The following is a 13677-nucleotide window of genomic DNA, read 5'->3' on the forward strand; positions in this document are numbered from 1 at the left end:
ATCGGTCGGGGCAACTCGACCGACATGAACATGACCTCGACGTTGATTAGTTTGACCGACCTGGGCTTTGCCTGGCCCGGCCAGAATGAGCTGCTGGACATTCCGAGCCTGACCCTGCAACGCGGTGAGCGGCTGTTTCTCAGTGGCCCCAGCGGCAGCGGCAAAACCACCTTGCTGGGTTTGCTTGGCGGCGTACAAAAAGCCAGCCGTGGCACCGTCATGCTGCTCAACCAGGATCTCGGCGCCATGAGCGCCAGCGCACGGGATCGCTTTCGGGTGGATCACACCGGCTACATCTTCCAGCAGTTCAACCTGCTGCCTTTTTTGTCGGTGCGCGAAAACGTCGAATTGCCCTGCCACTTCTCGAAACTACGCAGCAGCCGCGCACGTTTTCGTCATGGCAGCGTTGCCAAGGCCGCGACTGAGCTGCTCGGCCATTTGGGCCTGGCGGATCGCGACTTGCTGGAACGCCGCGCCGACACCCTGTCGATCGGTCAACAACAACGCGTGGCCGCCGCTCGCGCCCTGATCGGCCAGCCGGCGCTGGTGATTGCTGACGAGCCGACCTCGGCACTGGATGCCGACTCGCGTGAGCGCTTTCTGGAGTTGCTGTTCGCCGAGTGCGCCACGGCCGAATCCAGCCTGTTGTTTGTCAGCCACGACCAAAGTCTGGCCAAACATTTCGACCGCACTGAATCGCTGGCATCGCTCAATCGCGTCAAGCGTGAGATGGAGAATTAAGCGTGTACCTATTTCGTCTGGCGCTGGCCAGTCTGGCCAACCGCCGCTTCACCGCCTTGCTCACGGTATTCACCATTGCTCTGTCTGTTTGCCTGTTACTGGCGGTCGAGCGCGTGCGTACCGAGGCGCGCACCAGCTTTGCCAATACCATCAGCGGTACCGACCTGATCGTGGGCGCACGTTCAGGCTCGATCAACCTGCTGCTCTACTCGGTTTTTCGCATCGGCAACGCCACCAACAATATCCGCTGGGACAGCTACGAAACCATCGCCAAGCACCCGCAAGTGAAGTGGGCAATTCCAATTTCACTGGGCGACTCGCATCGCGGCTATCGCGTAATGGGTACGTCCACCGACTATTTCAGCCACTACCGCTACGGGCGCAAGCAAGCACTCGAACTGGCTCAGGGCCGCGCATTCGCCGATGATCCGTTCGAAGTCGTACTGGGCGCCGAGGTGGCCGAGGCGCTGCATTACAAGCTCAAGGACGAACTGGTCCTCGCGCACGGCATTGCCACCATCAGCCTGGTTAAACATGCCGACAAACCATTTCACGTCGTCGGCATTCTCAAGCGCACCGGCACGCCAGTAGACCGCACCCTGCATATTTCCCTGAGCGGCATGGAAGCACTGCATGTCGACTGGAAAAACGGCATGCCAGCGCGCAAGGGTCAGGGCGTCAGCGCAGAACAAGTCCGCGCCATGGACCTGCAACCGCAGGCGATTACGGCCATGTTGCTGGGCCTGAAAAGCAGAATCGCAACCTTTGCCCTGCAACGCGAAATCAACGAATACCGTGGCGAGCCGTTGCTGGCGATTTTGCCGGGCGTGGCCCTGCAGGAACTCTGGAGCCTGATGAGTACGGCAGAAAAGGCACTATTTGTGGTGTCGCTGTTTGTCGTGCTGACCGGTTTGATCGGCATGCTCACCGCCATCCTGACCAGCCTTAATGAACGCCGCCGCGAGATGGCCATTCTGCGCTCAGTCGGCGCCCGCCCGATCCACGTCGCCGGGTTGCTGATACTTGAAGCTTTCAGCCTGGCGCTGGCCGGTGTGGCGCTCGGCCTTGGCTTGCTTTACGTCGGCATCGCGCTGGCGCAAGGCTATGTGCAAGCCAATTACGGTTTGTACCTGCCGCTAAGCCTGCCGTCGCACTATGACTGGAGTCTGCTCGGCGCTATTCTCTGTGCTGCGTTGCTGATGGGCTGTATCCCGGCGTGGCGCGCATACCGTCAATCTCTGGCGGATGGCTTGTCCATTCACCTTTAACCGTTACGAGCGCATCCGATGCCACGCTTTATCACCGCCCTACTCCTGGCCAGCAGCTTGCTGGCGGCATCTGCCGCCAGCGCCAATCCGGTTCGCGAATTGATCTGGGACGACCTGATCCCGCCAGACGCGCCACCGGTAGCTGCGCAAATGGCGCCAATGCATGATCTCTCGCAACTTGCCAATGTGCTCGACGAGTCTGGTCCGGCAGCCAGTCAGCCGGCGCTCAATGCTCCCGTGGTCAAAGCGCTCGACGGTGAGAACATCCGCCTGCCCGGCTACATCGTGCCGCTGGATACCGACGATAACGGCGACGTTACAAGTTTTTTGCTCGTGCCCTATTTCGGCGCCTGCATCCACGTACCGCCACCACCGCCCAACCAGATCGTAATGGTCCGCAGCCAGAAGCCCGTGAAAATGGAGTCGCTGTATCAGCCGTTCTGGATCGAAGGCAAAGTCAAAGTTGAAAGCGCCAGCAGCGAAATAGCCGACGCCGGCTACCAATTGCAAGCCAGCAAAATCTACCCCTACGAATTACCGGACAGCTAATCCCTACAACTGTCACCAACCGGCTCATGCCTCACACAACCGGGACTGGTACACCCCACAGATCGCCGTGACGGTTTACCCTGCGGGTTAACCATCCTCCGTCGGGATTCCAGTGGAATACCATTCACCCCACAAACCGGAGGATGGATAGCGGAGCTTCGCGACGCAATCCGTCAGGCGATATATGCATCGACGCATAAACCCACCCGCGGCAATTGACCGGCGCGCCGACCGAACAAAAACCGGAATGGGTACATCCCACAGATTGCCATGACGGTTTACCCTGCGGGTTAACCATCCTCCGTCGAGAAGGTCACCGCGGTATTCGACTCACACCACAAACCGGAGGATGGATAGCGGAGCTCCGCGACGCAATCCGTCAGGCGATTTATGCATCGACGCATAAACCAATCCTCGGCAATCGACCGGCGCGCCGACCGCGCAAAAATCCGGAATGGGTACATCCCCGAAGATCGTCATGACGGTTTACCCTGCGGGTTAACCATCCTCCGTCGAGGTGCCGGTGGAATACGATTCACACCACAAACCGGAGGATGGATAGCGGAGCTTGGCGACGCAATCCGTCAGGCGATTTATGCACCAACGCATAAACCACCCACCCCGCACGCGCGGCTTAACGGTTGCTGAGCAGGTTTGAGTCTTCGGCGAAGCTCAGTTCGCTTTCGGCCCAGCGTCGCCAGTCATTGACGGTTTTACGATTGGCGCCGCCCGCTTCGGCCTTTTTCAGTGCCGCGAGGCCGGCCTTCCAATGCGCCTGCTCCATTTGCAGTTGCGCGACCTTCAGCCAGTGCTGGCCGCTGCCGCTGTTTTTGGCCAGTTGCTGGAATACCTGCACGGCCTTTTGGCGATCACGCGCTTGCCACCAGAGGCTGCCCAAACGCTCTTCGCGAGCACTGCTGCGCTGCAGATAACCTTGTTCAAGCATGCCTTGCAGCAAGGTTGCGCCCTGCCATGGCTGGTCCGCTGCACTGGCCATCAGCACCAGATTATCCAACTCGCTGGCTTTGAACCGCAGCCCTTTGCGGTAAGCCGCACGCAAGGTCGCCAGGGCGCGCTCAGGTTTGCCGCTAATTTGCTCAAGCGCTGCCAACTGCCGCCATTGCTGCACATCATTGACGTGACGTTTGAGCAACTGACGCTGCCAGTTTTCGGCAGCTGGATAGCGCTTTAACTGTGCATTCATGGAAACCAGAAACTGCAGCCAGCTGTCGGCAGCCTTCGGATTGGCTTTGACGTAGCGCTCGGCTAAAGGCAGTGCCTTGGCTGGTTGCCCGGCGCCCTGATACGCCTGCACCAGCATTTGCAGCTGCTCTTCATTGGCCTTGGCCTGAAGCGGTGACAGCAAGCTGATGACTTGCTTGTAGCGCTTTTCGACCAGATTCAGCCGTGCCAGATTGATGGTCTCGGTGGCACTTTGTTCAGCGTCTAAATGTTTGCTCTTGAGCGCTTTATCAAGCAACTCGATGGCTTGCGCGTTGTTGCCCTCGGCCCAGGCCAGATAACCCCGGCTGCGCCATAGCAAGGCTTGCTCAAGCGTATCGGGCGCTGCTTTGGCGCCATCCAGTGCGCGCTTGGCGGCGGAGTAATTACCCTGCTGCTGAGCCGCTTGCGCCGTATTCAGCGCCTTCAACACAGAGGGATCAACTGATTGCGCAGCCTGTGTCGCTGACGCCCAAACCAAAGCAGTCAAAAACAGTAAACGATACATATCAGCCTTTCCCCTCTAAACGAAAGTACAAGGTTTTTACCGCCTCACGGGACACTGCCAGACCGCTCTCCGTGCGCGGCGCAAAACGCCAGCGCACGGCGGCGCGACGCGCTACACGTTCAAATACGTTGGCAGGCTCAGCCTCAAGCACCCGCACATTTTCGACCTTGCCGGCGCGGGTGATGGTAAAGGCCAATTTGACGTGCCCCTGAATCCCGCGCTGCAAGGCATAACGCGGATATTCCGGACGCACATCATTGAGCGGCATCACTTCGCTTTCCGGCCCACCCGCAGCAGCGCCGGAATCAGCTGGGACGGCAGGTGCAGCCGCTGGCGCTACCGCTGCTGCGCTCAGGCCGGTCAGACTTGGTGCGGGTGCAACACTGACGCTGACGCCAGCACTCAGGCTCGGCATCGGCATATCCAGCGCCGGCAAGCTTGCGCTTGGCGTGGCCGCGACCGGCGTTGGCGGAGTCGGCGGCTGAGGTGTTTGTGGCTGCGGCGGTTGCGGCGCTTGCTGGCGGGTACGCGACTCGGGGCTGCTGGTGTCGGTGTCCATGCGCACGAAGTTGGCGACCGATACCGGCTCATCCGATGGCTGGCTGTGTGGCGGCGCAACCATGTACAGCATCAAGCCGAACAGACCCAGCGCGACCAGACACGCGGCGGCTAATGATCCGAGTAAACGCATCAAAGCGCTCCCGAACTGGCCGCCAGCGCTACGTCTTGCACACCGGCCAGACGCGCCTGATCCATCACCTGCACCACCAGACCGGTACGTGCATCCTGGTCAGCCTGCACCACCACCGAACCTTCCGGCTGGTCGACCCGCATGCGCTCAATGTGCGCACGCACGCTGCGTACATCCACCACCTTTTTATCCATCCACACCTGCCCGTCGGCAGTCACCGCGATCAGGATATTGCCCTTGTCCTGCGGATTGGCCGTTTCGGCTTGTGGACGCTGCACTTCGACACCCGACTCCTTGATAAAGGAGCTGGTGACGATGAAGAAAATCAGCATGATGAAAACCACATCGAGCATCGGTGTGAGGTCGATGCCGGTGTCTTCGTCTTGCTGATGGTGACGACGCATTCTCATGATGATCTATCTCAGTCGTGACGCAGCTGGTCAGCCAGCCGCTCAATAGCCTGGCGGGCGTCACGTTCAAGACGCGCCAGGCTGAACAATCCACTAATCGCCAACACCATGCCGGCCATCGTCGGCAGTGTTGCCTGCCAGACGCCCGCCGCCATGCCGCGCGGATTACCGCTGCCGTTAATGGCCAGCACATCGAACACCGCAACCATGCCGCTCACTGTGCCCAGCAGGCCGAGCAACGGGTACATGGCCACCAGCGTTTTGCTCAGGCGCAGCGGGCCCATCAGTTGCTCGCGGGCTTGCGCAAGCCAGGCGCTGCGTACCGAGCGCTGCCAGTTTTCTGCGCTTTCCTGCTGCATCGCTTGCCACGCATGCAAGCGCTCAGTGGCCCATTGCGGGAAAACCCGGCGAATAAACCACAGGCGCTCGAAAGCAAGCGTCCAGAACAACACGCACAACCCCGCCAACGCCCACATCACAACGCCGCCCGCCTGCATGAAATCGAGCAAGGCGTAACCGCTGTCGGTCAGACGCAGCCACAGGCCGTAGACTTCACTCACGACGCGGTGCTCCGGACAAATGCAGGGCAATCAGGCCGGCGCTTTGTTGCTCAAGCAGTTGGATCAGATTTTTGCTGCGGCTGGCCAGCAAGGTGTGCAGGAACAGCAGCGGAATTGCCACCAACAAGCCCAGCACGGTGGTGACCAGCGCCTGCGAAATACCATCGGCCATTAGTCGCGAGTCGCCGCCACCGCCCTGAGTAATCGCCTGGAAGGTGACGATCATCCCGGTGACCGTACCCAGCAAACCCAGCAGCGGCGCAACAGCACTCAGCAGCTTGAGCAGGCCCTGGCCTTTCTCCAGCGGCGGGGTTTCGAGCATGATCGCCTCGTCGAGTTTCAGCTCCAGCGTTTCCAGATCCGACAGCTGCGGCTTGGCGCCGAGCACACCAATCACCCGGCCCAGCGGATTGTCATCACGCGGTGCACTCAGGTCACGCATCTGCGCACTCACGCCACGTCCGGCGCGCCCCAGAACAGCCATGCGCCACAGCGCAAGCAGCAAACCAACAACGCCCAGCGCGACAATCACCCATCCCACCAGACCGCCTTGCTGCAAGCGATCCCACGGCGTCGGTTGACGCTGCAACTGCGCCAGCAAGGTGCCCCGAGTCGGGTCAATCGGCAGTACGCCCAAGGCCTCTTTGCTTTGCAGGTAATCACTCACCAGCGCTTGCCCGGAAGGCTGACGCGCCGGAGTCAGGAGGTTCTGGGTGTCGGCATCGAAACGCAGGAATGCATTGTCGTCGAACGCCGAAAACGCCCCAACGCGCAGCACCTGCTTCTCGCTGCGCGTGCCGTCGGCAGCAACAACCGGCAACTTCACCCGTGCAACCTGACCACTCGCGGTAAGGTCTTCAAGCAGCAGCATCCAATAAGCTTCGAGATCTTGCGCGGCCGGCAAGGTGCGGCTTTTCGCCAGATTATTCAGACGCTCCAGACGCTCGGGGAATTGCGCATTAAGCAGGCTGTCTTGCCATTGCCCGGCCACATCGCCAGCGCTCTGACGGACCACGCCGAACAGCTCGCCCAAGTGACCTACGCGTTGGTTGAGCAGTTTTTCCTGCTCTGCCAACTGGGTTTCCTGAAGGTCGAATTCGGCTTTCAAGCGAGCCGCTTCGGCTTGCTGCTGGCTCAGTGCCGCCTTGGCTTTACTGAGCATTTGCGCACGCTCAGCGCTTTCGCTGATAAACGCCTTTTCGCGCGCCTGCATAGCCGTTACTTCACTGGCACGATCACTGCGAATGCGTTGCAGCAATTGTTCAGGGCTGAGTACTTCGTTGGCCGAGGCCATTATTGGCAGCAGGCTGAGCAAGAGCGCGCCGAGCAGATTTCGCTGAATGACAGGACGCATTAATGGCTCTCCCCAACCAAGGTTTTGACAGGTAACTCAAGCAACGCCGGCGCCTCTTCCTGACGGGCAATCGCCAACGCCTGGTGCAACGGACGCCGTGCAGCGTTATCGAGCACCTGCCAGCTTTGTGCCTGCGGATTCCACCAGCCACTTTCACGGCCGTCGAGTGTTTGGTAATAAAGCATTGCGCGCCCCAGGCGCAGGAACTCGACATTGCGCGTGCCGCCCTCTACAGGCAGCTCACCACGCCAGGCTTCAAGCGTGCGACCGTAATCGCTCTCGACTTGATAAGCCTCCAGAATGCGCCGGTATTTTTCCGCCAGACTGATGTCGGCTCGCGGCATCATTTCCTCAAGTTGAGCGAGGCGATCTGCACGCTCTTGCGGCAAGAACGGTACGTCGGCCGCAATGAACTCACCCAGCACCTCAACCATTTGCCGCATCAACGGCGTCACGGCTTCCTGCGTGCGCTCGATCCCGTCGAGTTGGGCCTGATAACCCTCAAGCTCTTTGCGCTGAGCTTCAACCAGTTCGCGCAGTTGTTGGTTGTAGCCTTTCAGGGCTTCGGCTTGTTGTACGGCATCGCGGTACTCACCGAGCATTTCACGGCTGCTGTCATCAAGCTTTTCGATGCGCGCTTGCGAGGCTTTGGCGTCTTGAGCCAGCCCTTGGCTTTCATCGAGTGCATTGTCGAGCGGTGCCGCAACGAGCGTGCCGCTAGATAGCAGCATGGCCGCAATGAGCGCACGAAGAGGATGGGGGTTCATGCAGTTTCCTTGACAGATACGCGAAGTACTAAAGATAACCATTATCATCTAGACGCGCAGGCAAAGGCAATCCATTCGTCGAGATTGGGCAGAATGCCATCCTATTGAGCTGGATCAACAAGCGCTTTTTACCAAGCCTTATGCTTATTCCATTCCCGATTTACAGCAACTCGATGGAGTTAATTAATGAATAAGCAACTGTTTGCAGCTCCCCTTCTTGCGCTTGCCATGGTTGCACCGTTCGCTCAGGCGCACGAAGCCGGTGACATCATCGTTCGTGCCGGTGCAATTACCGTTGACCCGCACGAAGACAGCTCAGGCATTGGCAGCCCGCTGGGTGACCTGGGTGGTCACGCAACTGTTGATAGCAGCACCCAGCTCGGTTTGAACTTCGCTTACATGATGACCGACCACTTGGGCCTCGAGTTGCTGGCAGCGACCCCGTTCTCACATGACATCGGCGTATCCGGCCTGCCCGGCGGCCTGGCCGGCCTCAACGGCAACCTTGGCGACGTTAAGCAACTGCCGCCTACCCTGAGCCTGGTTTATTACCCGCTGGACAAGAACTATGCGTTCCAGCCTTACGTCGGCATCGGCATCAACTACACCGCGTTCTACGATGCATCGACTTCAGGCTCCGCAGAAGCCAAAGGTTTCAGCAATCTTGACGTCAGCGACTCATGGGGTGCGTCCGCACAGATCGGCGCCGACTACATGATCAATGACAACTGGATGATCAACGGCCAGATCCGTTACATCGACATCGACACCAACGCCCACGTTGACCTGGCCGGTGTCGGCAACCTGAAAGTTAACGTTGAAGTTGATCCATGGGTTTACATGGTCGGCCTCGGCTACAAGTTCTGAGAACAATCTCAGGCACAAAAAAACCGGCTCAGTGCCGGTTTTTTTGTGCCGCGAAGAAAGTGACTAAAGCCCCAGCAGGTTTTTCAGACCTTGCTTGATCGAGGTTTGCTCAGGCATTTGATAACGCGACTGCAAACGCGTGTTATCGGCGCGAGAGTGACGAATATCGCCGGCACGCGGCGCCTTGTAACTTACCTCCGGCAAGCCGCCAAACAGCTCGCCAATCGACTCGAGCAATTGATTGAGGCTGGTGGTTTGATTCCAGCCGACATTCAGCGCATCAACGCCGACGTCAGACGTCTTCAGGCCTTGCATCAGCAGGGCAACCAGATCGGCCACATAGAAGAAATCGCGGGTTTGCTCACCATCGCCAAATACGCTGATCGGCAAACTCTGCTGAGCGCGCTGGGTGAAGATACTGATCACCCCGGAATAAGGTGACGAGGGGTCCTGACGCGGGCCGAAGATGTTGAAGAAGCGAAAAATCGCCGGCTCCAGACCGTGCTCACGGCGATAAAAGTCCAGATAGTACTCACTGGCCAATTTATCTGACGCATAAGGCGTGAGCGGCGCTTTGGCGGTTTCCTCGACAATCGACTGGCCCTGACCATTACTGCCATAAATTGCCGCACTCGAGGCGAACACGACGCGCTTGAGCCCATGCAGGCGCATGGCTTCACAGATATTCAGGGTGCCGACGAAGTTGCTCTGATGCGTACTTACCGGGTCATCCACCGACGCCTGAACCGAGGCAACTGCCGCCAGGTGCACGACCGCAGCACAACCGGCAACAGCGTCGGCAACAACGGCCGCGTCGGCGACATCGCCCTGGATAAACTGCAGTCGCGGGTTATCCAGCGGCAGGTTGTCGCGCTTGCCCATCGACAGGTTGTCGAGCACGCGCACGCTGCGCCCTTCAGCCAGCAGTGCATCAACCAGATGCGAGCCGATGAAGCCGGCCCCACCCGTAACAAGAACAGGTAAATCAGACATGGCGGTAATAATAGTCCAGTAGATTAGGCAGTCCCGCACGCCAGGCGCGGGGTTTTATGCCAAAGGTATGAAGGATTTTTTTGCAAGCCAACACCGCGTGCTGCGGCTCTTCGGACGCATCGGGGCGTGCGACGTGGGCTTGCGGGGTGATTTCCTCAACCAAACTACTGCGGAAGTTACGCGCCTCACTCAGGGCAGCCTGCCCTAACGCCAGCGAGGTGGTCGCCTCGTGGCCGCCGTAGTGGTAAGTCCCCCACAGCGGAGTCATGCAATCCAGTTGCTTGAGTACCGCGAGTATCACCCGCGCGGCGTCATCAATTGGCGTCGGATTACCGCGCCGGTCATCTGCCAGATACAACGCCTCATCACGCTCGGCGCGGCTCAGGAAACGCCCCAGCAGCCCCTCAGGGGTGCCGTCCAGAAGCCAGCCAAAGCGCAACAGCACATGCCGCGGGCAGGTAGCGCGGACACTTTGCTCAAGGTATCGCATGGCCTGACCATGCAAACCCAAAGGTGCAGGCTCGTCTTTTTCACTGTAAGCAGTCGCCCGCGAGCCATCGAATACGCGATAGCTAGAAGGCTGAATCAGCATGATTTCATGGTGTTTGCACAGCTCGGCCAGACGCTCGACCGCCCGCTGCTGCTCGTTGAAGCGCGCAGGGGTCACCGTCTCGGCCTGAAACCAGTCGAAGTAATACGCCAGATTGATCAGGGCATCCGGGCGAGTCTCATCGAGCAACTGAGTCAGGCTGGCAGCATCCCAACCCGACTCCGGCGGCTTGGGTGCCAGAAAGCCAATGTCTTCCTCGGCGCCCTGCTGAATCAGCGCCTGCCCCAGCACATTGCCACCACCTAACAGCATCAAACGCATTCGCATAATCGATAGCTATCTCAGCAATCAGTACGGTTATAAATAAGAGAAAGCTAACAAAGCTTCTGTGAGGTCACATAACTTGCATACTAAAGCTCAGGCGAGCAAAAACAAAATCAGGTCACATGAAAACGCCCACTTAACGCGGGCAGATAAAGTATCACATGACCCACGTCAGTTTAGTTTGATTAAGTCGCGCTATTGCCGGGTCGCCACGCCCATCGCCGCCCTTCGGATGGCACGGGTCAAGTCCGGATTATTGATTACGCTTAGGTAACCTTCAAAAAGGATCAACATCATGCGCATAAATACACTACTGGTTGGCGCGGTTGTTTCATTGGTTTGCCTGAACGCCAACGCGATTGACAGCAAATACCGGGAGAAACTCGAACGCTCCGGGTGCACTCAGATATCCGAGATGCAAGGCTGCGACATCAATAAAACCAAAGCCGAAAATGCCAAAGCGGGTTACGGCAGCAGCCAGACCGAAGCCACCCCAAAAGCCAGCACTGGGCACGGTGACCGACAGCTGACGGCAGTAAGTGACGAAGGGCAAACCGTCGCGAAAATCCGTATCGACTCGAAAAATCAGGTCTGGGTCAACGGCAAGTCGGTGAAAGCCAAACACACCGGCGGCGCGCTGCATTTCCAGCAAGGCATGATCACCTACACCGTAACCGACAATCCCGATGCCGACAGCTTCTGGATGGACACCGATGCGGGCACCAAGGGTGACATCAAAGCCCAGGGTGGCATGTAAGCGCGATCAGCCCCACTCAACGCTGCACTGCCCGTGCAATGAGTGTCGCCATTTCAATTGAGCAGAAACGATGAAGCCCCCGTAAACGGAGGCTTCATCAACAGCTTTTAGATGATTACATCATCCGTTACTTAGAACGGGATGTCGTCATCGAAGCTGTCGTAGTCAGCGGCTGGCTGAGGAGCCGGCGCAGGACGTGGCGCAGCCTGAGGCTGTGGTGCACGTTGTTGCGGCGCAGGACGCTGCTGACGTGGAGCGGAATCACCACTGTCGTTGTTCGGACGGCCGCCGAGCAGTTGCATGGTGCCTTGCATGTCGACCACGATTTCGGTGGTGTAACGCTTGATACCGTCTTTTTCCCACTCACGGGTCTGCAGCTTGCCTTCGATGTAGACCTGCGAACCTTTACGCAGGTACTCGCCAGCAATTTCAGCCACTTTGCCGAACATTGAAACCCGGTGCCATTCGGTCTTCTCGACCTTCTGACCGGTTTGCTTGTCGGTCCACTGCTCACTGGTAGCCAGGCTCAGGTTGGTAACCGCGTTACCGTTTGGCAGGTAGCGGGTCTCCGGATCTTGTCCGCAGGTACCGACCAGAATGACTTTGTTAACCCCACGGGCCATAACGTTCTCCTAAGCTTTCAGCTCATCACCGGGGCTGATCCAATCAAGCGATCCAGTGACGGGCGATCCAATTGTTGAGTATCCACTTTGATGTAGATGGCTGACTCATCGGCCACTACGACAGCATCCGCCACACCGGGCTCTGCCATTAAACGTTCGACCAATCCGACATCTTGCAGCGAGGCTGCGCTCAACGGCAAGCGCAGGCTGGTTACGTATGGAGGTTCCTTCATATTAACAGCAAAGATGAGCCAAAGAAGCGCCATTGCCGCACACCCGATGAATACACCTGAAAGTCCGTAATGCTGATACATCCAGCCACCGACAATGCCACCGATCGCGGCCCCGAGAAACTGACTGGTCGAGTACACGCCCATCGCGGTGCCCTTGCCGCCTGCGGGGGCCACCTTACTGATTAACGATGGCAGCGAAGCTTCGAGCAGGTTGAATGCGGTGAAGAACACGACCTGACCGATCACCAGCGCTTGCAGACTCGTGCCGAACTCGAAGAAATAAAGCTCGCACAGCATCAGCACCGCGACTGCGCCGACCAGCACGCGCTTCATCTGGCGTTTTTTCTCGGCATAGATAATGAACGGCACCATGCCGAAGAAGCCGATCAGCAAGGCGGTCAGGTACACCCACCAGTGCTGCTCTTTAGGCAAGTTGCCCTGCTCAACCAGCGCCAGCGGCAGCGCTACAAAGCTCGCCATGAGAATGGCGTGCAGTGCCAGAATCCCCAGATCGAGGCGCAGCAGATCCGGATTTTTCAGCGTCGGGATCAGCGCTTGCTTGGCCACGCCCGACTCACGGTGCTGCAGCGGCCCTGCAGAAGACGGCACCACGAAGGCAATAATCAACATGCCGACAATCGCCAGACCAGCGGTCGCCAAAAATAATCCGGAGAGTCCGAATGCGCGCGTCAGCAACGGCCCGACCACCATCGCCACGGCGAACGACAGGCCAATACTCATGCCGATCATGGCCATCGACTTGGTTCGGTGTTGCTCGCGTGTGAGGTCCGAAAGCAAGGCCATGACCGCCGCAGAAATAGCGCCTGCGCCTTGCAGCACGCGGCCTGCAATAACACCCCAGATAGAATCCGCGCCTGCGGCCAGCACACTGCCGGCGGCAAAAATCAGCAGCCCGAGATAGATAACCGGACGCCGGCCGATACGATCAGAAATCACCCCGAACGGGATTTGGAAAAAGGCCTGAGTCAGGCCGTAAGCGCCAATGGCCAAACCGATAAGCGCGGGCGTACTGCCCTTGAGGTCCATTCCATAGGTAGCTAACACCGGCAAAACCATGAACATGCCGAGCATACGAAAGGCAAAAACCATTGCCAGACCACCCGCCGCACGGGTTTCGCTACCACTCATACGCTCGCTGTGCAGATCGTGCATTGAATTGACCCTATTCGAACAAGCCGACGATTCTACCAGTCATCTAACCTGCGGCACAGGAGCGCACTTTGCCGCAGGGGGCGTCCCG

The 13677-nt window shown here is 58.6% G+C and carries 15 protein-coding genes; 5 read left to right on the forward strand and 10 right to left on the reverse strand.

The window, feature by feature from the left end:
• Window positions 1–30 precede the first annotated feature (30 nt).
• Genes BM395_RS19475 through BM395_RS19485 form a run of 3 tightly spaced genes read left to right on the forward strand, consistent with a single transcriptional unit; the run spans window position 31 to window position 2558 of the window.
• Window positions 31–741, forward strand: a complete 711-nt coding sequence (locus tag BM395_RS19475; protein WP_090515043.1) for an ABC transporter ATP-binding protein — start codon at window positions 31–33, stop codon at window positions 739–741.
• Window positions 742–743: 2 nt separating this feature from the next.
• Complete coding sequence (locus BM395_RS19480) at window positions 744–2009, forward strand: ABC transporter permease (protein ID WP_090515045.1); 1266 nt, start codon at window positions 744–746, stop codon at window positions 2007–2009.
• Window positions 2010–2027: 18 nt separating this feature from the next.
• Window positions 2028–2558, forward strand: coding sequence for a DUF3299 domain-containing protein (locus BM395_RS19485; protein WP_090515047.1), 531 nt, complete (start codon window positions 2028–2030; stop codon window positions 2556–2558).
• A gap of 634 nt (window positions 2559–3192) precedes the next feature.
• On the opposite strand, the gene BM395_RS19490 is transcribed toward BM395_RS19485, so the two are convergent.
• Genes BM395_RS19490 through BM395_RS19515 form a run of 6 tightly spaced genes read right to left on the reverse strand, consistent with a single transcriptional unit; the run spans window position 3193 to window position 8069 of the window.
• The gene (locus BM395_RS19490) at window positions 3193–4287 is read right to left on the reverse strand and encodes a tetratricopeptide repeat protein (RefSeq protein ID WP_090515049.1); all 1095 of its coding nucleotides are present in this window, start codon (window positions 4285–4287) and stop codon (window positions 3193–3195) included.
• 1 nt (window position 4288) lies between these two features.
• Window positions 4289–4978 (reverse strand): energy transducer TonB, encoded by a 690-nt coding sequence (locus BM395_RS19495; RefSeq protein WP_090515051.1) that lies wholly within the window; start codon window positions 4976–4978, stop codon window positions 4289–4291.
• Window positions 4978–5388 carry an ExbD/TolR family protein gene (locus BM395_RS19500; RefSeq protein ID WP_069901981.1) on the reverse strand — a complete coding sequence of 137 codons (411 nt, stop codon included), beginning with the start codon at window positions 5386–5388 and terminating at the stop codon, window positions 4978–4980. Before BM395_RS19500 ends, BM395_RS19495 begins: the two co-directional genes overlap by 1 nt.
• Window positions 5389–5399: 11 nt before the next feature.
• Complete coding sequence (locus BM395_RS19505) at window positions 5400–5885, reverse strand: MotA/TolQ/ExbB proton channel family protein (protein WP_178115848.1); 486 nt, start codon at window positions 5883–5885, stop codon at window positions 5400–5402.
• Window positions 5886–5940: 55 nt separating this feature from the next.
• Entirely contained in the window at window positions 5941–7302 is a 1362-nt protein-coding gene (locus BM395_RS19510; protein ID WP_069901979.1) for a MotA/TolQ/ExbB proton channel family protein, read from the reverse strand.
• The gene (locus BM395_RS19515; protein WP_090515053.1) at window positions 7302–8069 is read right to left on the reverse strand and encodes a DUF3450 domain-containing protein; all 768 of its coding nucleotides are present in this window, start codon (window positions 8067–8069) and stop codon (window positions 7302–7304) included. The genes BM395_RS19510 and BM395_RS19515 overlap by 1 nt, the downstream gene beginning before the upstream one ends.
• 186 nt (window positions 8070–8255) lie before the next feature.
• Here BM395_RS19515 and BM395_RS19520 point away from each other — a divergent pair, with 186 nt between their 5' ends.
• Entirely contained in the window at window positions 8256–8936 is a 681-nt protein-coding gene (locus BM395_RS19520; protein ID WP_069901977.1) for an OmpW/AlkL family protein, read from the forward strand.
• A gap of 63 nt (window positions 8937–8999) precedes the next feature.
• Here the strand turns inward: BM395_RS19520 and BM395_RS19525 are convergent, their stop codons facing one another.
• Window positions 9000–9929 (reverse strand): NAD-dependent epimerase/dehydratase family protein, encoded by a 930-nt coding sequence (locus BM395_RS19525; protein ID WP_090515055.1) that lies wholly within the window; start codon window positions 9927–9929, stop codon window positions 9000–9002.
• Window positions 9922–10806, reverse strand: coding sequence for a sugar nucleotide-binding protein (locus BM395_RS19530; protein ID WP_069901975.1), 885 nt, complete (start codon window positions 10804–10806; stop codon window positions 9922–9924). Before BM395_RS19530 ends, BM395_RS19525 begins: the two co-directional genes overlap by 8 nt.
• A 292-nt stretch (window positions 10807–11098) precedes the next feature.
• Here BM395_RS19530 and BM395_RS19535 point away from each other — a divergent pair, with 292 nt between their 5' ends.
• Window positions 11099–11560 carry a hypothetical protein gene (locus BM395_RS19535; protein ID WP_090515057.1) on the forward strand — a complete coding sequence of 154 codons (462 nt, stop codon included), beginning with the start codon at window positions 11099–11101 and terminating at the stop codon, window positions 11558–11560.
• Window positions 11561–11691: 131 nt separating this feature from the next.
• Here BM395_RS19535 and BM395_RS19540 read toward each other — a convergent pair whose 3' ends face one another.
• Window positions 11692–12183, reverse strand: a complete 492-nt coding sequence (locus BM395_RS19540) for a single-stranded DNA-binding protein (RefSeq protein ID WP_069901973.1) — start codon at window positions 12181–12183, stop codon at window positions 11692–11694.
• A gap of 17 nt (window positions 12184–12200) precedes the next feature.
• Window positions 12201–13589 (reverse strand): MFS transporter, encoded by a 1389-nt coding sequence (locus BM395_RS19545; protein WP_090515059.1) that lies wholly within the window; start codon window positions 13587–13589, stop codon window positions 12201–12203.
• Between the last annotated feature and the right edge of the window lie 88 nt (window positions 13590–13677).

Origin of the sequence: Pseudomonas marincola (assembly GCF_900116605.1) — a bacterium.
GTDB lineage: Bacteria > Pseudomonadota > Gammaproteobacteria > Pseudomonadales > Pseudomonadaceae > Aquipseudomonas > Aquipseudomonas marincola.